The organism is Shewanella sp. ZOR0012, assembly GCF_000798835.1.
Classification (GTDB): domain Bacteria; phylum Pseudomonadota; class Gammaproteobacteria; order Enterobacterales; family Shewanellaceae; genus Shewanella; species Shewanella xiamenensis.
The window spans coordinates 1,498,621-1,518,757 of sequence record NZ_JTLE01000094.1 but is presented as its reverse complement, the minus strand read 5'-3'; the positions used below and the strand labels follow the sequence as shown (position 1 = coordinate 1,518,757).

At 47.3% G+C, this 20,137-nt stretch carries 22 protein-coding genes; 9 read left to right on the top strand and 13 right to left on the bottom strand.

What is annotated here, in order from left to right:
* The first annotated feature begins 391 nt into the window (after positions 1 to 391).
* Complete coding sequence (locus tag L976_RS08340) at positions 392 to 940, top strand: gamma carbonic anhydrase family protein (RefSeq protein ID WP_047535950.1); 549 nt, start codon at positions 392 to 394, stop codon at positions 938 to 940.
* A gap of 55 nt (positions 941 to 995) precedes the next feature.
* Here the strand turns inward: L976_RS08340 and L976_RS08335 are convergent, their stop codons facing one another.
* A complete protein-coding gene (locus L976_RS08335) occupies positions 996 to 1,271 on the bottom strand; it encodes a DUF1488 domain-containing protein (RefSeq protein WP_037413524.1) in 276 nt (91 codons plus the stop codon).
* Positions 1,272 to 1,291: 20 nt separating this feature from the next.
* Positions 1,292 to 2,170 (bottom strand): shikimate dehydrogenase, encoded by an 879-nt coding sequence (gene aroE, locus L976_RS08330; RefSeq protein ID WP_047535947.1) that lies wholly within the window; start codon positions 2,168 to 2,170, stop codon positions 1,292 to 1,294.
* Between the two features lie 171 nt (positions 2,171 to 2,341).
* Here aroE and L976_RS08325 point away from each other — a divergent pair, with 171 nt between their 5' ends.
* Positions 2,342 to 2,779, top strand: coding sequence for a group II truncated hemoglobin (locus tag L976_RS08325; RefSeq protein ID WP_037413521.1), 438 nt, complete (start codon positions 2,342 to 2,344; stop codon positions 2,777 to 2,779).
* 35 nt (positions 2,780 to 2,814) lie between these two features.
* Here L976_RS08325 and hemF read toward each other — a convergent pair whose 3' ends face one another.
* The 6 genes from hemF to L976_RS08295 all read right to left on the bottom strand — a co-directional run bounded on the left by hemF (position 2,815) and on the right by L976_RS08295 (position 7,858).
* Positions 2,815 to 3,723: an oxygen-dependent coproporphyrinogen oxidase gene (gene hemF, locus L976_RS08320; RefSeq protein ID WP_047535944.1), complete on the bottom strand. Its 909-nt coding sequence runs from the start codon at positions 3,721 to 3,723 to the stop codon at positions 2,815 to 2,817.
* A 28-nt stretch (positions 3,724 to 3,751) separates the two neighbouring features.
* A complete protein-coding gene (locus L976_RS08315; RefSeq protein ID WP_037413519.1) occupies positions 3,752 to 4,318 on the bottom strand; it encodes an L-threonylcarbamoyladenylate synthase in 567 nt (188 codons plus the stop codon).
* 131 nt (positions 4,319 to 4,449) lie between these two features.
* Positions 4,450 to 5,013, bottom strand: a complete 564-nt coding sequence (locus tag L976_RS08310; protein WP_037429392.1) for a DNA topoisomerase family protein — start codon at positions 5,011 to 5,013, stop codon at positions 4,450 to 4,452.
* A 123-nt stretch (positions 5,014 to 5,136) separates the two neighbouring features.
* A complete protein-coding gene (locus L976_RS08305; protein ID WP_011070451.1) occupies positions 5,137 to 5,613 on the bottom strand; it encodes a DUF494 family protein in 477 nt (158 codons plus the stop codon).
* Between the two features lie 2 nt (positions 5,614 to 5,615).
* Positions 5,616 to 6,632, bottom strand: coding sequence for a DNA-processing protein DprA (gene dprA / locus L976_RS08300; protein WP_037413518.1), 1,017 nt, complete (start codon positions 6,630 to 6,632; stop codon positions 5,616 to 5,618).
* An 83-nt stretch (positions 6,633 to 6,715) separates the two neighbouring features.
* Entirely contained in the window at positions 6,716 to 7,858 is a 1,143-nt protein-coding gene (locus tag L976_RS08295) for a LysM peptidoglycan-binding domain-containing protein (RefSeq protein WP_047535939.1), read from the bottom strand.
* Positions 7,859 to 7,983: 125 nt separating this feature from the next.
* On the opposite strand from L976_RS08295, the gene def reads away from it, so the two are divergent.
* Genes def through L976_RS08270 form a run of 5 tightly spaced genes read left to right on the top strand, consistent with a single transcriptional unit; the run spans position 7,984 to position 13,630 of the window.
* On the top strand, positions 7,984 to 8,490 hold the full coding sequence (gene def / locus L976_RS08290) for a peptide deformylase (protein ID WP_047535936.1): 507 nt from the start codon (positions 7,984 to 7,986) through the stop codon (positions 8,488 to 8,490).
* Positions 8,491 to 8,505: 15 nt separating this feature from the next.
* Positions 8,506 to 9,462 (top strand): methionyl-tRNA formyltransferase, encoded by a 957-nt coding sequence (fmt, locus tag L976_RS08285; protein WP_047535933.1) that lies wholly within the window; start codon positions 8,506 to 8,508, stop codon positions 9,460 to 9,462.
* 2 nt (positions 9,463 to 9,464) lie between these two features.
* Entirely contained in the window at positions 9,465 to 10,751 is a 1,287-nt protein-coding gene (gene rsmB / locus L976_RS08280) for a 16S rRNA (cytosine(967)-C(5))-methyltransferase RsmB (protein WP_047540301.1), read from the top strand.
* 15 nt (positions 10,752 to 10,766) lie between these two features.
* Complete coding sequence (trkA, locus tag L976_RS08275; protein ID WP_037429374.1) at positions 10,767 to 12,176, top strand: Trk system potassium transporter TrkA; 1,410 nt, start codon at positions 10,767 to 10,769, stop codon at positions 12,174 to 12,176.
* 11 nt (positions 12,177 to 12,187) lie between these two features.
* Positions 12,188 to 13,630: a TrkH family potassium uptake protein gene (locus L976_RS08270; RefSeq protein ID WP_037413506.1), complete on the top strand. Its 1,443-nt coding sequence runs from the start codon at positions 12,188 to 12,190 to the stop codon at positions 13,628 to 13,630.
* Between the two features lie 46 nt (positions 13,631 to 13,676).
* Here L976_RS08270 and hemG (L976_RS08265) read toward each other — a convergent pair whose 3' ends face one another.
* Complete coding sequence (hemG, locus tag L976_RS08265) at positions 13,677 to 14,231, bottom strand: menaquinone-dependent protoporphyrinogen IX dehydrogenase (RefSeq protein WP_037413503.1); 555 nt, start codon at positions 14,229 to 14,231, stop codon at positions 13,677 to 13,679.
* Positions 14,232 to 14,429: 198 nt separating this feature from the next.
* Between hemG (L976_RS08265) and L976_RS08260 the strand changes: the two genes are divergently transcribed.
* Complete coding sequence (locus L976_RS08260) at positions 14,430 to 14,738, top strand: ArsR/SmtB family transcription factor (protein WP_011715321.1); 309 nt, start codon at positions 14,430 to 14,432, stop codon at positions 14,736 to 14,738.
* A gap of 59 nt (positions 14,739 to 14,797) precedes the next feature.
* Here the strand turns inward: L976_RS08260 and hemG (L976_RS08255) are convergent, their stop codons facing one another.
* The 4 genes from hemG (L976_RS08255) to pepQ form a co-directional block, all read right to left on the bottom strand.
* Positions 14,798 to 15,322 carry a menaquinone-dependent protoporphyrinogen IX dehydrogenase gene (gene hemG, locus L976_RS08255; RefSeq protein ID WP_047535920.1) on the bottom strand — a complete coding sequence of 175 codons (525 nt, stop codon included), beginning with the start codon at positions 15,320 to 15,322 and terminating at the stop codon, positions 14,798 to 14,800.
* Position 15,323: 1 nt separating this feature from the next.
* Entirely contained in the window at positions 15,324 to 16,781 is a 1,458-nt protein-coding gene (locus L976_RS08250; RefSeq protein WP_037413497.1) for a TrkH family potassium uptake protein, read from the bottom strand.
* 77 nt (positions 16,782 to 16,858) lie between these two features.
* Positions 16,859 to 17,473, bottom strand: coding sequence for a YigZ family protein (locus L976_RS08245; protein ID WP_037429370.1), 615 nt, complete (start codon positions 17,471 to 17,473; stop codon positions 16,859 to 16,861).
* A 15-nt stretch (positions 17,474 to 17,488) separates the two neighbouring features.
* On the bottom strand, positions 17,489 to 18,808 hold the full coding sequence (gene pepQ, locus L976_RS08240; RefSeq protein ID WP_047535912.1) for a Xaa-Pro dipeptidase: 1,320 nt from the start codon (positions 18,806 to 18,808) through the stop codon (positions 17,489 to 17,491).
* Between the two features lie 443 nt (positions 18,809 to 19,251).
* Between pepQ and L976_RS08235 the strand changes: the two genes are divergently transcribed.
* On the top strand, positions 19,252 to 20,137 hold an 886-nt coding region (locus L976_RS08235; RefSeq protein WP_047540299.1), incomplete at its 3' end, for an enoyl-CoA hydratase-related protein.

Below are 20,137 nucleotides of genomic sequence, written 5' to 3'. Positions count from 1 at the left end.
CAGAGTAATTTCGATTAACTCAACACCTGTGAGTGTCCACACAGATTTCTTGTTTAGATTGTTAAAGAGCGTTTGACCATTCACTTCGCGTTACCGCTCAGCAGGTCAGGGCTGCGTATTTTACGCATTTCCCTTGTCGCGTCAAGGCGTTTTTGCAAACTTCTTGAGGCTTTCGAATCAACTGCACATTCTGCATTCGATTCGCACTGTAACCACGCTCGCTTTCGCTGTCTGCCGTGTCAGTGGATGCGCATTATAGGCAGCGAAACTTTTTGTGCAACCCCTAATTTTAAGATAATTGGCATTTTTGCACTGTTCGTTGGATATTTGACCTGACCTGTCAGTTTTTAACCTTTATAATGCTAAAAACCACTCAATTAGGGACTTTTTTATGTCTGGGCCACTCAGAACTTACCAAGGAATTCATCCACAACTCGGCGATAATGTGTATGTGGACCAAGCTTCAGTACTCGTTGGTGACATTGCTTTAGATACCGACGCGAGTATTTGGCCTATGGTGGCTGCTCGTGGGGATGTCAATCATATTCGAATTGGTAAACGCTCCAATGTACAGGATGGCAGTATATTGCATGTGACTCGTAAGTCAGACTCTCGCCCTGAAGGTCACCCTCTGATTATTGGTGATGATGTGACGATTGGACATAAGGCGATGCTGCATGGCTGCAAGGTGGGCAATCGTGTTTTAGTAGGAATGGGGGCCATTATCCTCGACGGTGCCATATTAGAAGATGATGTGATTTTAGGTGCGGGGTCGTTAGTACCACCAGGTAAAGTGCTGCAGAGCGGCTACTTATATGTCGGCAGCCCTGCGAAACAGGCGCGACCGTTAACCGAAGCGGAATTGAAGTTTTTACCCGAATCCGCAGATAACTATGTGCGCTTGAAAAACGAATACTTGGCAGAACCTAAGCCAGAGTAATGTATCTATTAAATCGAGATGGCAGAATTTAAGCTGCCATCTTGTTTATTTTGGCTTAGCCTAAGTGCACTGCGCCAAATTCATCAAACTCTTCTGCTTCAATTAAGGCTTCTGCCATTTCCTCGGCATCGAATCTAACTGCATCAAATAGCGCTAACATGGCGGCCGCTTCATCGATATTAGGCTGGGGCGAAAAGTCATTTAACTGCGCCAACTTCTGTGCGCTGATATAACACTTAATATTCATTCCCTGCTGCTGGGCAATAAAGCAAATGTGCTTTTGGGTTTCATCCCAATGTTGCAGATCGGGGAATAAAATACTCTGATTCATTTTATCTTCCTCTTGAGCCTCTATTGCGCGTCGGCCTGTAGTTTGTCCCTGAGCAATTTAAGCACTCCTGAGGTATCTGGCTCGACGCCACGCCAGAGCGCAAAACTCTTTGCCGCTTGACCCACAAGCATACCCAGTCCATCAATCACTTGCGCAGCGCCCTGTTGCACAGCCCATTGATTAAATGCCGTTGGTTTTGCGCCATACATCATATCGTAGCAAGCCGTTTTGTTGCCGATGATGGACTGTGGTAGTGGCGGTAGCTCTCCCGCTAGACTCGCCGAGGTCGAGTTAATCACTAAATCGAACTCCCCCGACAACTCTGGCATCGGCATCGACTGGAGTGTATCGCGGTAACGCCCTTGTTGTACTTGGCTAAAAATCTCTACTAAGGCCTGCGCCTTACTTTGAGTGCGGTTAGCGATGACTAGTTGACCTACTTCAGCCTTAAGTAATGGCAAAATACAGCCGCGCGCTGCACCGCCGGCCCCCACCAAGAGCACCCGTTTATGCTGCAAACTACCAAGGTGACTGATAAGGTCAGCCACCAATCCTAAACCGTCGGTGTTATCACCATAAATTGTGCCATCGGCCAACAAACTTAAGGTATTGACCGCCCCCGCCAGTGTCGCTTCGGCACTTAAGCGGTCGCAGAGAGCAAAGGCTTGCTCTTTAAAAGGCACTGTCACATTCGCGCCCTTTCCTCCCGCCTGAAAAAATGCTCGTAAACTCGCCTCAAAACCATCAATGGGCGCCAGAATCGCTTCATAACTCAGGGACTGCTGCGTAAGGGCCGCAAACTGTCCATGGATAAAGGGTGATTTACTGTGACCTATCGGATTGCCAAACACGGCATATCGATCAAGTACTGGCGTAGTTACTGAGGGCATATCTGTCATCTGCGGGATTCTATTGGCTGTGAATGGCATGCAGTCTAGCGCGCTTTTAGGCGGTAGCACAGCCTAGTGGCGAGCCTAAGTTGTTGTACCTAACTTTAGCCTTCGGTTTCACAGTGACATTCAGGCTATAATGCGCGCATCGAAATTGTAGACAGCAATGCAGTTAGACCTATGAACTGGCTTAAAAAGATTTTTAGTAAACACACAAGCGTGTCGGATGACAGGGATCCGAATCAGTCTAATGCCTATGATTTAATTGGTGGCGACAAAGTGATCCGCGCGATTGCCAATAGTTTCTATCAGAAAATGGCAAGCTCAGCAGAAACACAAGCCTTATTCGCGATTCACCGTGCGCCGATTGCAGAGTCGGAACAAAAGCTCTATGAATTCTTAAGTGGCTGGCTCGGAGGCCCGCAGTTGTATCAGCAAAAGTATGGTCATCCCGCATTACGCGCTCGGCATATGCCCTTCGCAGTAGATGAGACAATGCGGGACCAATGGCTATTTTGCATGAAGTTTGCCATTGAAAAACATATAAAAAAGCCAGAGCATCGCGCCGCTATCTATGAGGCGATTTCAACTCTGGCTGATCATATGCGTAATCAATAAAGTGCAATGACGCTACTCATACTGATACCCGTTGCTTATACCCAATCCCGTGGCTTGAGGTAGTTATCGTAAAGATCTGCCTCTGGAGTGCCCGCCTCTGGCGTATAAGCATATTGCCAACGTACCAATGGCGGCATTGACATCAAAATAGACTCTGTGCGACCACCGGTTTGCAGGCCGAACAAGGTGCCTCTGTCGTATACCAGATTGAACTCAACATAACGGCCGCGACGATATAACTGGAACTCACGCTCACGCTCACCATAGGGAGTCTCTTTACGACGCTCAACAATCGGCGCATAAGCAGTTAGGAAGCCGTTGCCCACCGCCTGCATAAAATCGAAACTCTTATCGAAGCCTGCTTGGTTCAAGTCATCAAAGAACAGACCGCCCACGCCGCGGGTTTCATTACGATGTGGCAGGAAGAAATACTCATCACACCACTTCTTATACTTTGGATAAACATCATCACCAAAAGGCTGGCACAGATTTTTAGCACTTTGATGCCACTCACGCACATCTTCCTCAAAAGGATAGTAAGGCGTTAAATCGAAACCACCACCAAACCACCAGACAGGATCCGCGCCGTCTTTATGGGCAATAAAGAAACGCACATTAGCATGGGTGGTTGGAATGTAAGGATTTTTTGGATGAATCACTAAGGAGACACCCATGGCCTCAAAGCTGCGACCCGCCAGTTCAGGGCGATGAGCCGTTGCCGATGCGGGCATCGCAGCCCCTGTCACATGGGAAAAGTTAACTCCGGCTTGCTCAAATACCGCACCTTGGGTTAAGACCCGACTGGTGCCGCCACCGCCTTCAGCGCGCGTCCATGAATCGGCTGCAAAGCTCGCTTGCCCATCCAACTGCTCAAGACCCGCACAAATTCGATGTTGTAGATCGAGTAAAAATGCTTTTACCACTGTCGCATCTGGCACACTCATAGCTTTTATCCTTATTTTTATTAATTAGTTACTGTCCGTTGCGCAAAATCTTGCCACTTCGAGCATCAACAATGGTGGACGGCTGACGCTGTTGGCCTAATTGGCCTAGCACTAAGGCATCTATTTTGCCTTCAAAAGCGTTGAGAATGTCATCATCACTAAGTGCGGGATCTTCGCCGGCTAAGTTGGCACTGGTTGAGACGAGTGGTTTACCCAAGGCTTGGCACAAAGCCCGCACACCTTCATGGGCGGAGACGCGCACAGCGATAGAATCAAATTCACCGGATAAATAACGCGAGACATGCGGTTTAATCGGCATCACAAAGGTAAAAGGCCCTGGCCATTTAGAAAAGGCAAACTCAAGCTGCTCGGCGCTCAACTGTGATTCATCAACATAGTCTAATAACTGGGAAAACTCGCTCGCCACTAAGATAAGGCCCTTCTGCCAAGGACGTTGTTTTACGGCGAGTAATTTTTGAATGGCAGTATCATTATCTGGGTCACAGCCTAAACCATAGACGGCTTCAGTGGGATAAGCGATAACGCCACCGTTTAACACTACGTCTTTAATGTCAGAGGGGTGCAGCTGTAACATCTTAGGATTACCTTATGGATTTAATCGTTTTTCCAAACAAATTTTGGCATCTTGGCTACCCCATCCATGGTTGGACAGGGATTATACCTAAGGCGGTTTAAGCGGCCAAACTTTTAGAGAGATCGATCACACTAAAGCGCTCGTTTGTATTTACAGCTTTTTTGCGGGCATTCTAAACGCATTCCCGCCGCACCTTTACGCTCGACTAAAATCCCAAAGCCACAACTCGGGCAGCTTTCGCAAACGGGTGGATAATTGACGATAAACTTACATTTGGGATACGCGCTACAGGCATAAAAACTCTTACCAAAACGGCTGGTTCGATGCTCAAGTTTACCCGTTTTACATTCAGGACAGGCCACCTCAGGTTTATCGCTCTCCTGATCAGGTCTTTCAATATGAGTACAATTGGGATATTGGGTACAGCCGATAAAAATGCCAAAACGCCCCGATTTAACAGCCAACTCATGGCCGCATGCGGGACATTTAGAACCTTCAATCACTTGGGTTTCAATCGATTCGTGCTGCACTAAAGGACGAGTATATTCACAGGTTGGGTAATTATTACAGCCGATAAAACTCCCATGCTTACTGTGTTTTACCGACAACTCGCTGCCACATTCGGGGCATAACTCGTATTCTTTTTCCAGTGCATGCTCATGGGCACTAAATAGTTGTTCATCGATCTTAGACATAATCATTTACCACTAGTCATTGCGGCTAATCCGCAGATAACTCACCGCACAGGTCTCAACAAACATATGGCATCAAAAAAGGAGGGCTAGCCTCCTTTCTCATTATTTATCACGTCGCAACACTTAAGAATGTAGCCGGCCTTCTTCAGGCTGCTCAAAAATTAAATCTTCCATTTGCTCATAGGCAGACTCATGGCCGGGCGCATTAAACAGCACCATCAGAATAACCCACTTAAGATCTTCGAGGATCAAGGCAGGCTCATCAAGCTCCATGACTCTGTCGATCACCATCTCACGGGTTTCGACATTAAGCACTTTAACTTGCTCTAAAAATAGCAGGAATCCACGGCACTCCACATCCAGCTTTTCCATTTCGTCTTTGGTGTAAATCCGAAACGAATGCTGATCATGATTACACAGGTAAGGCTTATCCCCTTCCTGTAACTCTGCCAGACGCTCCAACCAAGTTAAGGCTTTTAAAATCTCCGACTGATGAAAACCAGCGCGAGTGAGTTCCTTGGTTAACTCGTCTTCATCAACTAATAGTTCGACTTCACTGTGAACATAGTTTTCAAATAGATACATGAGGATATCAAACATGGCTAGCTCCTCTTTACTCTGACGTAACCACCGGGTACTGCAACAACCCAACCTTGCAACTCAAGTTCAAGCATTTGTTCTAACACCAGATCTATCGTTTTCCCACTATGTTCAACTACAGCATCAATTGTTGTAGTTTCATAACCTACACTAGCTAACAGCGATGAAAATGGCAAATCACAAATATCACCTTGCTGTATATGGTGGCTGGAGTAGAGTTCTTCAAGATGAAAGGCTGTCAAACTTGCCAGCTCTTCCACTATATCGGCCGCGCTTTCCACAAGTTTTGCCCCATCACGTAATAAATCGTGACAGCCTTGGTGAAATCCTCCTAGGATGGAGCCAGGCACGGCAAACACCTCACGCCCTTGCTCCATAGCCAACCTTGCGGTGATGAGTGAACCACTTTTGCGACAGGCTTCAACCACCAGCGTCCCTAAAGAAAGACCGCTAATGATGCGATTTCGTTTCGGGAAATTGCCCGCAAAAGGCCCAACATCTGGCCAAAACTCGCTTATTATACAGCCTTGGCGCTGAATATCCTCATAAAGCTGCTTATGTCGGCGCGGATAAGTAATATCAATCCCAGTTCCCAGCACGGCAAGCGTTCTTCCACCATGATCAACACAAGCTTTATGCGCCGCACCATCAATCCCCATCGCCATGCCGCTACAGATACTAAATCCAAGCGCCGACATCTCTCGAGCCAATTGATAAGCCACCTGTAACCCACCAGGAGATGCATTACGGCTGCCCACAACAGCAAGAGATGGAATCGCTAGCGCCTCGACGCAGCCCTTAACAAACAAAACGCAGGGTGGATCAGTTAATTGTTTTAGCAACGGAGGATAAAGCGGATCGGAAAAACAGACTAAATGATGATGTGCCGCCTGTTGTTGCCACTCTAAAGCAGCATCGACTTTTTGATAGTCAATAACCAAGCTGTGGAGCTGATTGTCAGACAAAGGGAGCGAGTGTTTCTCATGCTCGAGCCTTTGCCTGAGGTCGTCCACATCCATGTGCGTTAATAATTGTTGTGTCCGAGCGGGTCCGAGCCCAGATACCGCACTAACAATTAACCAATCAACCAAGTTTTCAGAGATTATTGACCTCTAAAGGCTAAGGAATCTGGGGCGATTAATTTATCATCGACCCGCACAGAACGCTCCGTCGATACAATCAATCCTAAACTTGCTTTATCAAACACTTTGAATACTAATAACTTACCATTGTAAACATCAGGCATTTTGAGTGCCCTGTCAGATGAAAGTGACGCAACCACATTGTCATAGGCTGTCCGCTCCATCGTGGGCACAGGTTGGCCATCGTTATTAATCACGATTTCTTCGCCATCGCGATAAATGGAGAATACCTCGCCAGGCTCAATACCGTCCTGTGTACCTTTATCAAGATAGACAACATTGAGTTTACCGGCTTCGCGCATTTTCGACTCGATTGCCAATATGGTCGCTGGCGTCTTAAGTTCTGCGGGTTTTGGCGTAAAGTAAGCTGACATTAACGCTTCATCCTCCATCGGCAACACCCTAAAGCCCGCTTTGGTTTCACGGAAATTGCTCAGAATTTTTACCTTAGACACTTTGCCAGACTCAATGACTTGGCCTGTGGATGCCAGAATCGCTTCCTGTCCTAGCGCCTCGCCCGTTTCTTTATTAAAGAATTCTCGGCCACGCTCATAGACTCCTAACTTTTGATGCAAAGGTAATTCGCTATTGATATAAATCACATCACCAACAATATGATGGCGCGACGGGCTTTCACCGCCGAGTACCATAGGTTGCATGCCTAGCCAGCTAGCATCAACCACACGGTTTTGAACGAGATAGTTTTGGATTAATGCCAAATCAACCGCAGGAACCGCATTGCTCTTGGCAATTACGCGCCCCTCTGGAGTTTTGCGAATATGGGGTTTTGCTTCACTGGCTCCAATACTCGCACTCGCGCCATTAAGCACTAATCTGGGTTGACCATCGATAAAGACTAAGGTGAGTTGATCACCGGGATAAATTAAATGAGGATTGGCTATTTGAGGGTTAACATCCCATAAACGTGGCCACTTCCACGGATCATTTAGAAAGGTTGCAGAAATATCCCACAGGGTATCGCCCTTCTTTACCACATATGACTCTGGATACCCTGCTTTCAACGTGAGAGTGTCAGCGTAAACCAATGTGCAATGAAAGGTCATTAACGCAAGTAAAATTAGCCGTTTCATGGTGCGGTCCATGTTGTTTAGCTCTTAAATCGAGCTTTTACTGTTATTGATAGGCACTAAAGATTAAAATTAACCCATTAGCCTCAGTCAGTATAACCAACTGATTGAGATTTGACAGACTTGTTAAGAGTTTAAGTATGGCACTATTAAAAGTTTTACGCTTTCCCGATGAAAGATTGCGAACTCAAGCACAACCTATCACAGAGTTTACTGCTGAGTTGCAAACTCAAATCGATAATATGTTCGAAACCATGTACCAAGAAAAAGGGATTGGTTTAGCCGCGACCCAGGTTGATTATCATAAACAACTGATCGTCATGGATTTACAAGACGAGGTTGAACGTCCTAAAGTCTTTATCAATCCCGAGATTATTGCCAGTAGCGGTGATTTCTGTAACGAAGAAGGTTGTCTGTCTGTCCCTGGTATCTATGCCAAGGTTGACCGCGCCGAATTTGTTACCGTTAAAGCACTGGATAGACACGGTAATGAATTCACCGTTGAAGCCGATGACCTATTTGCGATTTGCATTCAGCATGAAATGGATCACCTGAAAGGTAAGTTATTTGTCGACTACCTGTCGCCATTGAAGCGCCAACGGATCAAACAGAAACTTGAAAAAGCGGCCAAACAAGACGCCAAATAAGCATTAGGATCAGATTTGAAACCACTCAATATCATCTTCGCCGGAACACCGGATTTTGCCGCTCGCCATTTACAGGCGCTGATTAACTCACACCACAATGTGATTGCTGTTTACACACAGCCGGATAGACCCGCAGGGCGCGGTAAAAAACTCACCGCCAGCCCAGTGAAAGAGCTAGCGCTCGCCCACAATATTCCAGTTTATCAACCCGGTTCGCTACGCAAAGAACCCGCGCAGCAAGAACTGGCCGCCCTTAATGCCGATATTATGGTGGTGGTTGCCTACGGTTTGATCCTGCCTAAAGTCGTGCTTGATACGCCACGTTTAGGCTGTATCAATGTTCACGGTTCAATTCTGCCTCGTTGGCGCGGTGCGGCGCCGATTCAACGCGCATTGTGGGCAGGTGATAAAGAAACCGGCGTGACGATTATGCAGATGGATATCGGCCTAGATACGGGTGATATGCTGCTAAAAACCTACTTGCCAATTGAAGATGACGATACTTCGGCAAGTCTTTACGAGAAGTTAGCCCAGCAAGGACCCGATGCGCTACTGCAAGCTCTCGAGGCTTTAGCCAACGGCACTTTAGCCGCTGAAAAACAAGATGAAGCCTTAGCTAACTACGCCGAAAAACTCAGTAAAGAAGAAGCGAGGTTAGATTGGACTAAATCCGCGACCCAATTATGGCAAGAAGTCCGCGCCTTCAATCCATGGCCTGTGAGCTACTTTGAGCACCAAGGCAATACTATCAAGGTGTGGCAGACCCAAGTCAGCACCACCAGCAGCAATGCCGCACCCGGCACTATTATCAGCGCCAGTAAAAAAGGCATTGAAGTCGCCACCGGCGATGGTGTGTTAACCCTGCTCAGCATGCAATTACCCGGTAAGAAACCCCTCAGCGTTGCAGATATTCTCAATGCCCGCGGCGAGTGGTTTACCCCAAATACTCGTCTCAATAACGAGGCGCAATAATGATGAACTTGCGAGCACTAACGGCCAAAGCCATCTTCGACGTATTAGAAAAAGGCGTGTCACTTTCAGTTGCCCTGCCAGAACAGCAAAGGCATCTTGCTAGTGGTAAAGATAAAGCCCTGCTCGCCGAGCTCTGCTACGGCGTAATGCGTACTTTGCCACAGATAGAAAAACGCGTTGCCGAATGTTTGGCCAATCCCCTCAAAGGTAAGCAAAGGATCATCCACCAGCTATTGATTGTTGGCTGTTACCAGCTTTACTTCACCCGCATACCAAGCCATGCGGCCATATCCGAAACCGCAGAGGCCTGCCGTCAGTTAAAGTTTGAGGGAATGGTAAAGGTCGTCAATGGCGTGCTGCGTAATATTCAGCGCCAATTAACACCGCTTAGCACAGAGTCGGAGACCTTAAGCTACAACACGCCGGGCTGGTTAATTAAGCGCTTAAAAGCCGCTTATCCTCACAACTGGCAAGAGATAATCCAGCAAAGTCATGAGCGTCCACCCATGTGGCTACGTAACAATCGCCTCTCCCAAAGCCGCGATGAATATCTTGCCGCCCTGAGTGAGCTAGAGATAGAAGCCAGTGCGGGCCTGAGTGATGATGCAATCCTGCTTGCCCATCCCAAGGATGTGGCGACATTACCACGCTTCCACGAAGGTGCAGCATCAGTGCAAGATGGCGCCGCCCAATGGGCCGCGACCCTGCTGGCTCCCCAAGCGAACGAACTGGTCCTTGACGCCTGTGCCGCACCAGGTGGTAAAAGCTGCCATTTACTCGAACTTGAACCTAGCATCAAGCTGGTTGCCGTCGATTTCGATGCCAAACGTCTCGAGCGCGTGCAACAGAACCTTGACCGTTTATCATTAAAAGCGGAAGTTATTCATGGCGATGCGGCCAATATCGACTCATGCTGGCAGGGTGAACAATTTGATCGTATCTTACTCGACGCACCTTGCTCAGCGACGGGCGTTATCCGCCGCCATCCCGATATCAAATGGTTACGCAAAAACCATGACATCGAAGAACTGGCCGAGCTGCAAAGACAAATTCTCGATCACTGCTGGAAGTGGCTCAAGCCCGGTGGCACACTCCTGTATGCAACTTGCTCTATTTTGCCGCAGGAAAATCGAGACCAAATTAGTGCATTTTTAGCCAGAACCGCAGATGCTAAGCTAGACACACTTGCCCAGCAGGCTTCAAGCCAAGATATTGGTTGGCAAATCACGCCGGGACAACACAACATGGATGGGTTTTATTACGCCCGTTTATTGAAAGCGACCCATTAGGAAGTAAGCAAGGCCATGAAAATTATCATATTAGGTGCGGGTCAAGTTGGGGGAACCTTGGCCGAAAATTTGGTGGGTGAAAACAACGATATCACCATCGTCGATAGCGACAAATCCAGATTACGCGCCCTGCAGGATAAATATGACCTTCGCGTCGTGGCGGGCCATGGTGCCCACCCCGATGTACTGAAAGAGGCTGGCGCCGAAGATGCCGACATGCTGATTGCTGTGACGAACAGCGATGAATGCAACATGGTCGCCTGCCAAATGGCCTACAGCCTATTTGGTACACCGACTAAAATCGCCCGTATTCGCTCCGAACCTTATCTAGCGATGCGCGATAAATTATTTATCGACAGTGAGACCAAAAATAGCGATGGGCGTCCTCGCGGCGGTTTTGTAATCGATGAACTTATCGCACCCGAACAGTTAGTGACCGCTTACATTCAACGTTTGGTTGAGTATCCCGGTGCGCTGCAAGTGCTCGAATTTGCCGAAGGGCGCTTAAGTTTAGTTGCGGTTCGCGCCTATTACGGCGGCCCTTTAGTCGGTAATGCCTTGGCCGCACTTCGCGAGCATATGCCAAATATTGATACCCGTGTGGCGGCGATTTTCCGCCAAGGTCGCCCTATCATGCCCCGCGGTACGACTATTATCGAAGCCGATGACGAAGTATTTTTCGTGGCCGACAGTCGCCATATCCGCGCGGTGATGAGTGAGATGCAAAAGCTGGATAACTCCTACCGCAATATCATGATTGCCGGCGGTGGTAACATAGGCTTAGGCCTGGCTAAACGCCTCGAGCGCACCCATTCAGTCAAATTGATTGAACACAAGTTCGAACGCGCAGAGTCTCTATCCGAACAACTTGAAAACACCACAGTATTTTGTGGTGACGCCTCAGATCAAGAGCTGCTACTCGAAGAACATATCGACCAAACCGATGTGTTTATTGCCGTCACCAACGATGATGAAGCCAATATCATGTCCGCCCTGCTAGCCAAGCGCATGGGGGCGAAAAAGGTGATGGTGCTGATCCAGCGCGAAGCCTATGTGGATATTGTGCAAGAAGCTAATATCGATATCGCGATTTCACCCCAGCAGGCAACGATTTCAGCCTTACTGACCCATATCCGCCAAGGCGATATCTGTAACGTGTATTCCTTACGTCGAGGCGCCGCCGAAGCTATTGAAGCCATTGCCCACGGTGACTCCAGCACCTCTAAAGTTGTTGGCAAGGCCATTGGCGATATCAAGCTGCCGCCGGGAACCACCATTGGCGCCATTGTGCGGAATGAGGAAGTGTTGATGGCTCATGATAAAACAGTGATTGAGCAAGGGGATCACGTGATTTTGTTTTTGGTAAACAAAAAATTTATCGGCGAAGTCGAAAAGCTGTTCCAACCTAGCGCCTTCTTCTTTTAAGTCATCATCCTATGCTGAACTTTAGACCGTTATTGTTTATTTTAGGGCTGTTTTTATCGATGTTAACAGCCTTTATGTTAGCGCCCTTACTTCTTGCCGCATTCAACGGCGAGGAGACCGTAGGCTCTTTCATGTTATCGGCTTTAGTCACAGGGATTTGCGCCAGCCTGTGTTTGCATAACGGCCAAAGTAAGGCCATTAACCTCAATATTCGAGATATGTTTCTGCTCACCAGCCTAACTTGGCTGATCGTGAGTCTGTTTGCGGCTATGCCTTTTACGCTTTACCACGGTATAGGTTATACGGATGCCTTCTTCGAGACCATGTCCGGTATTACCACCACAGGTTCAACCGTGCTCTCAGGGTTAGATACGATGGATCACAGTATCTTAATCTGGCGCTCGTTATTGCAATGGCTCGGTGGTATTGGCTTTATCGTGATGGCGGTTGCGATTCTGCCCTTCTTAAACGTTGGTGGTATGCGGCTGTTCCGCACTGAGTCATCGGATTGGAGTGACAAGGCAGTTCCTCGTACCCAAAGCATGGCTAAGCATTTATTCTTTATCTATATTTTACTGACTATTATCTGCTGTATTGCCTACCATGTTGCAGGCATGACGTGGTTTCAAGCCATCAACCATGCGATGACCACACTGTCGACGGGAGGCTATTCAACCTCAGATAATTCGATGGCGGCGTTTTCCAATTCTGCCCATTGGGTTGGCGTTGTGTTTATGGCGGCGGGAGGTTTACCCCTGCTGATGTTTGTGCAGATGATCCAACAGCGCGATTTAAGCGTTTGGAATGATGCCCAAGTCAAAGGCTTCTTATTTTTTCTGACCTTTGTTTCTTGCTTTATTGGTGTTTGGTTATGGCAAACCCGCGATATCGCCTTGATTGATGCATTACGCTTATCCAGCTTTAACGTCGTATCTGTTGTGACCACAACGGGCTATGGGTTAACCGACTATGGTACGTGGGGCGCATTTGCTAATATCGCTTTTCTGTTCTTAATGTTTGTCGGTAGCTGTTCTGGCTCGACCTCTGGCGGGATCAAAATCTTCCGCTTTCAAATTGCTGGCGCCATTATGCGCGAGCAGTTAAAGCAGCAATGTCATCCCAATGGGATATTTAGGGAGCGCTATAATAACCGCCTGATTAGTGAGGATATTGTGCGCTCGCTGATCACCTTTGTACTGCTATTTATGTTTGTGATTGTTGGGCTTTCGGTGATTTTGGTGTTGACAGGGCTCGACCCCATGACCAGTTTTACTGGCGCAATTACCGCAGTCACCAACGTTGGCCCAGGACTTGGGCCGATTATTGGCCCAGCGGGTAACTTCTCGACACTGCCCGATCTGGCTAAGTGGGCGCTTGCATTAGGTATGTTGCTAGGACGCTTAGAGATTTTAACTGTGGCCGTACTATTCCATCCCAGTTTTTGGAAATACTAGTCGTATCAGTCATCAACTAAAAATGCGCTCACAGAGCGCATTTTTATTAGGCGGGCTCAGCAACCTTAGCCAAAGTCAGCAAATGGTCGGCATAGACCTTCACATCTTCCCAGTCGGTATAATCGATCACCGCCTTAGGATCCGTTGGCCCTTTGGTGATTTTCATAATCAATTGGATCATTAATCTGTCGTACCAAGGCCACGAAGGGTAATCCACCTTACCAGCAATAATCTTCAAATCGGCGGGAGTCCAAGGTGATAAGGTTATGAATTTTTGCAGGTATTTATTGTTCTCTGGAATACGTTTTTCAGGATTACGCGCCACCACATTGACGCAGAAAAAACTGTTTGGCAACGCACTCAACGCTTGCGAATGTTGTTCAACAAACTGGAATACGCTCTTGTCATAGGTACCATAGAGTACGCAAGCCCCCAAAGCCACCAGTTGATAATCGGGCCAGTTAATCCTTGTTGCAGCCGCACTATTGATGTCGACTAAGTCAACCTCAGCACCACGCAGAGTCAATTGCTGCGCGATTGCATTCGCAATCTTGGCCGTGTGGCCACCACGGGTAAAATAAAGCACCAAAATGCGTGTCATGGGGTATTCCCGTTCCGTTAAAGTGTGGCACCATTGTGGCAATCATCTGTTAAATAAACCCCTGATAGGATCACAAATCAGCGTTGTCTCATATTCTGAAATGCAAAAATTGAGATCTGAATTGCCGAGCAGTATGATTGCGTATAGAAACATGTTCAATTAGAATTATCTAATCAAAAGCGATCAAGTGAGTACCTTATGCAAAATGATATAGATGTAAATGCAATGGTAACTAATGCGGAAAGTGCGGCTAAATGGCTTAAAGCTATAGCGAATCCTTATCGCTTAATGATTCTGTGCCTTTTACTGGATAAAGAGCTGAGCGTGACGGAACTGAATGCGACAGTTCCTTTAAGCCAATCGGCACTATCACAGCATTTAGCAGTATTGCGAGCTGAAGACTTAGTCGATACCCGTAAGAGCTCCCAGATTGTGTATTACAAGCTTAAGAATGAACAAGTCACCCAAGTGATTTCCATTCTACATAGTCGTTACTGCGCGGTATAAATCGTTAAACGACGCCATGCAGTCATAAAGCCCTAGCTGAGACTAGGGCTTTATCATTTTTACAGCTTGCTAAAGTGCGTTCCGAAGGCTTCGACTTTACCCCAATCGGTAAACTCGAAGGTGCCCTTCAGGTCAGTCGGCCCCTTAGTCATCCACATGATAAAGCGGATCATGGTACGGTCGAATAAACTATATTTAGGATAATCAATCTTGCCTGCAAACACCGCCAATTGCTGTGGTTGCCACAGCGATAATTTAAGGAACTTTTGCATGTAAGGATTGGTTTCTGGCGTGTTCTTTAATGGCTTACGCGCCACCACATTAACAGTGAAAAAACCGTTAATTTTTGCACTTAACACCGCGTGGTTGCGATTTACAAACTGATATAGCTCAGGTCTATGTTTACCATAACGAATACTCGCACCAATCAGCACTTTATCTAAATCGACAAGACTTAAGGCCTCGGCCTGTTCTAAGGTGACTAACGACACCAGCTCACCCGCTTGTTCGGCAACAGCTTTGATTTTTCGGCAAATTTCCAGTGTTTGGCCATCGATTGTCGAATAGATTATTAATGTCTGCATATCAATCCTTCCAGAAAGTTGGCGTGAACAAAATCAACAAGGTAAAGACTTCGAGGCGACCAAATAACATGGCCACCACCAGCACCCATTTGGCGCCATCACCGATACTGGCATAGTTACTCGCCACTTCCCCAAGCCCTGGGCCAAGGTTATTTAAACAGGCAGCGGTGGCACTAAAGGCCGTAATATCGTCCAGCCCCATGGCCATTAGCGCCAACATACACAGTACGAAAACTAAAGCGTAGGCAGAGAAAAATCCCCATACTGCATCGACGACACGATCTGGTAATGCCTTGGAACCGATACGAATCGAAAACATCGCCTTAGGGTGAACCAAGCGCTTAAGTTCACGAGAACCTTGCAATAATAGCAGGATAACCCGGATCACCTTTATCCCGCCCGCAGTTGAACCACCACACCCACCGATAAAGCTTGAGAAGATCAACAGAATCGGCAGGAAAAGCGGCCACATATGGAAACTTTCAGTACCAAAGCCAGCAGTTGTCGCCACCGAAACCGCTTGGAATAAGGCGTGATCTAAGGTTTCTTCTGGCGAGTCATAAATCCCTGAGTGATAAAGGGTTAAGAAGCAAATCGCCGTCAGCACCAACTGAATGGCCACCAGCATCTTGAACTCAGTGTCTCGAAAATAGACTCTAAAATTGATACCGCGGCGCGAAAATGCCGCAAAGTGCACGCTAAAGTTCACCGCTGAGACAATCAAAAAGAACACACAAATCAGGTTGATCACTGAGCTATCGAAGTATCCCATACTGGCATCGTGGGTCGAAAAGCCCCCGATGGCGATGGTCGAAAACGAGTGACACACGGCATCGAATACGCTCATCCCCGCCAGCCAATAGGCGCCAGCACAGGTGATGGTTAGCAGTAGATAGATGTACCATAACGCCTTAGCCGTTTCGGCAATCCTCGGCGTCATCTTACTGTCCTTCACGGGGCCCGGTATTTCGGCGCGATACAGCTGCATGCCCCCAACGCCCAGTACAGGCAGAATCGCCACAGCTAGAACAATGATCCCCATACCGCCGAGCCATTGCAGCATATGTCGATAAAACAGAATGGCCTTAGGTAAGGAGTCCAGCCCGACAATAACGGTGGCTCCTGTGGTGGTCAGTGCGGAGAATGATTCGAAAAAACTGTCCGTCCAGCTGAGATCAGGTTGGCTTGAGAAGATAAAGGGTAAGGCACCGATGGAGCCAAGAACGGTCCAGAACAAAACTACGATCAGGAAACCCTCGCGAGTTCGTAATTCCTCTTTGCAGCGACGATTAGGATACCAGAGCCAAAAACCGATAAATAAGCTAACAAAAAATGCCTGAATAAACGCAGTACCACCGCCATCGTTATACCAAATGGCGATTAAGGCTGGCGGCAGCATAGTGATGGAGAACAGGCCGATAAGCAGACCTATGATTCTTATTATGGTTTTGTATTGCATTCCGCGTGTTCAATTATTCCATTGGCTGCAAAGGTATTTTCAGCATTTTGCATATTTTGGCATAATTTACGCAGGCATCACAGCTCAAACTCTGCGCGCAGGCTGCCCTGACTCAACGTTGCCAGCGATTCATTCAATATACCCTGTTGTTGTTTGCCAATTTCAAAGTGGATATCAACGGCTTCGGCAAATTGCTTATCGATGATCACCGCTTCTAACTGTTGTAATAAATGTTCGACATCCCTTAATTGGGTGTAATCACAATGCAGTTTTGCAGGATAACGTAATTGCTTCAATCGCGTCGGCAATTGCCCTAAACCTTGGCGTAATCCCGAAGTATAGGCACGCACTAAACCGCCCACTCCTAACTTAGTACCGCCATAGAAACGCACCACCACGGCACCGACTTCACCGAGATTCGCGCCTTGTAATACTGCGAGCATTGGACGACCAGCGCTGCCCGCAGGCTCTCCATCGTCACTCGAACCGATAGCAATGCTGTCGTTGGGTGCTCCAGCGATAAAGGCATAACAGTAATGGCTGGCGCCGGGATAATCTCGTTTTATGTCAGTAAGTACCAACTTCAATTGTTCTAAACTCGTGCAATGAAATAGAAAAGAGATAAAGCGGCTATGCTTTATCTCTTCTTCTATCTGCACATTTTCACTCGGTATCAGATAACTTTCGAGCACTCGCTCTCCCTAAAATCACGCTAAGCCCAGTTCGCGGGTCATATTTTCGTTTCGATCCTGATGCACAATCACATTATCTTCGATACGAATACCACCGAAAGGTCGCAACTCATCAACGGTGCGCCAATTGATCTGCTGACCACGGCTATCTTGTTTTAGCTCATTGAGTAAAGTGTCGATAATGTATAATCCTGGCTCCATCGTAAGCACTTGGTTTGGCGCCAAAATACGGGTGCAACGCAGGAATGGATGGGCTTCAGGCGCCGGAATATGAGTGCCACGTTCATCGAAGGCAAAACCTCCCACATCATGCACTTGCAAGCCTAGCATATGACCGAGTCCATGGGGGAAGAAGGCACTGGTAATGCCTTGGTCGACTAAGCCTTGGGCATCGCCCGTGGCTAACTCAAAATCCAGCAGCATTTGCGCGACTTTGCCATGGGTCGCCAAGTGTAAATCAGGATAACGCACACCTGGGCGCATCATATCGATCAGTTCGAGCTGCGCCTTGTTCATGGCAGTGATCAATTCATCAAAACGATTCTTCTCAAACGCATAGGTACGAGTGATATCCGACGCATAGCCAAAGTAGCTCGCACCCGCATCAATTAAAAAAGATAAACGTCGCGCCGGATTTTGATGCTCGAGAGCGGTGTAATGCAAAATCGCCGCATTTTGGTTTAAGGCAATGATATTACCGTAGGGCACTTCGTTCTCGCCCTGTCCCACGGCAGATAAATACTGCTGCTGAATTTCAAACTCGCTGGCACCGTTATAGAAGGCATTTTTAGCCGCTAAATGCCCTTGCACAGCGATCTGGTTCGCACGGCGCATACATTCGAGTTCATATTCGGTTTTAGTGGTACGGTGGAAATGCAGATAGCTCATCACAGAGTCAGGATTGCGACTGGTGAAACCCAGCACCTCAGCCACATCTAAATGCTCACCCAAATAAGCCCAGTTGGCGATATCGCCAGGCAATAGTTCGGCAACCTTATCGGCCTTAGTGAGTAATTTGATCTCAAAATGCTCGGTCCAGAACATCTCCGGCACGTCAGACACCTTATGCCAAAAATCCACAGGGCGATAAAAAATCAGTTGTGGCTTATCGCGACCATTCACCACTAACCAACAGTTAGGGTTATCCAACACAGGTAACCAAGCCTTGAAATGGGGATTGGCTTTAAAAGGATAATTAATGTCGTCCAAAAACATTCGATGTGGCTGACCCAAGTGGATCACTAAACCTGATAATGCTTCACGCGATACAATTTCAGCAACTCGACGATTAAGCTCGGCGATGTGGGCATGATAGTGATGAGCCAAGTGATCCATGTGTCAAATCCTGTAATGAACGATAGTTAATAAAAAAACCGCAAATCTGACTAAGCCATATAGGCTCAGTGTTTTCCTTCGCTTATGCCCTATTACTTCGCAGGTTAGCAAATTCTCGATTTAAGCCTATGCTTTTAATTCTAAAAATAAAATTATCCAACTAGCCAGCGAGTAATACCGCTAAAGTACAAATTCCCACTACGTACTCTTTCGCGTAATCTGGCACTTCTACACTTTGTGCAGTGTATCACAAAGCTGAAAATTCACTCTAGCCGACAAGAAATTAAACAGTCGTTTAAATTGGGTGTTGTAATTTATCGAATTTCGAAGCACACTGGCACACAACTGGTCAAATGATGGCCGAAGCTGCTGTGAGATAGAGAGTCGTACTAACACCAAAAAATAATGGTGGGTATCACTTTTAAGCCAAAAGGAAGCAAGCAATGATCTACCAAAGTCCTACAATTCAGGTTGAGTTACTCGAGGATAATATTGCCAAGCTGTGCTTTAACGCACCCGGTTCGGTGAACAAATTCGACAGAGAAACACTCGCCTCACTCGATGCCGCATTAGACAGCATTAAACAACAATCGAACATTCAGGCATTAGTGCTGACCTCAGGTAAAGATACCTTTATCGTAGGCGCAGACATTACTGAATTTTTAGGCTTATTCGCACAAGATGATTCAGTACTGCTCTCTTGGGTTGAACAGGCCAATGCCGTATTCAATAAACTTGAAGATTTACCTTTCCCAACCGCTTCAGCGATTAAAGGTTTTGCCCTAGGCGGCGGTTGTGAAACCATTCTGGCAACGGATTTCCGTATTGCTGACACCACAGCCAAAATCGGTCTACCCGAAACCAAGCTAGGCATCATCCCAGGCTTTGGTGGCACAGTGCGTTTACCACGTGTGATTGGTGCTGACAACGCCCTTGAGTGGATCACCACGGGTAAAGACCAAAGCGGCGAAGATGCATTAAAAGTCGGTGCGGTTGATGCCGTTGTCGCTCCAGAAGCCTTGGAAGCTGCGGCGATTCAAATGCTAAAAGATGCAGTAGCAGAAAAGCTTGATTGGCAAGCGCGTCGCCAACGCAAGATGTCACCACTGACCTTACCTAAACTCGAAGCCATGATGTCTTTCACGACCGCTAAAGGCATGGTTTTCTCTGTCGCAGGCAAACATTACCCAGCACCAATGGCAGCGGTAAACGTAGTTGAACAAGCGTCGACCAAAGGCCGCGCCGAAGCACTACAAATTGAACATCAAGCGTTTATCAAGTTAGCGAAAACCGATGTAGCCAAAGCACTAATCGGTATCTTCCTTAATG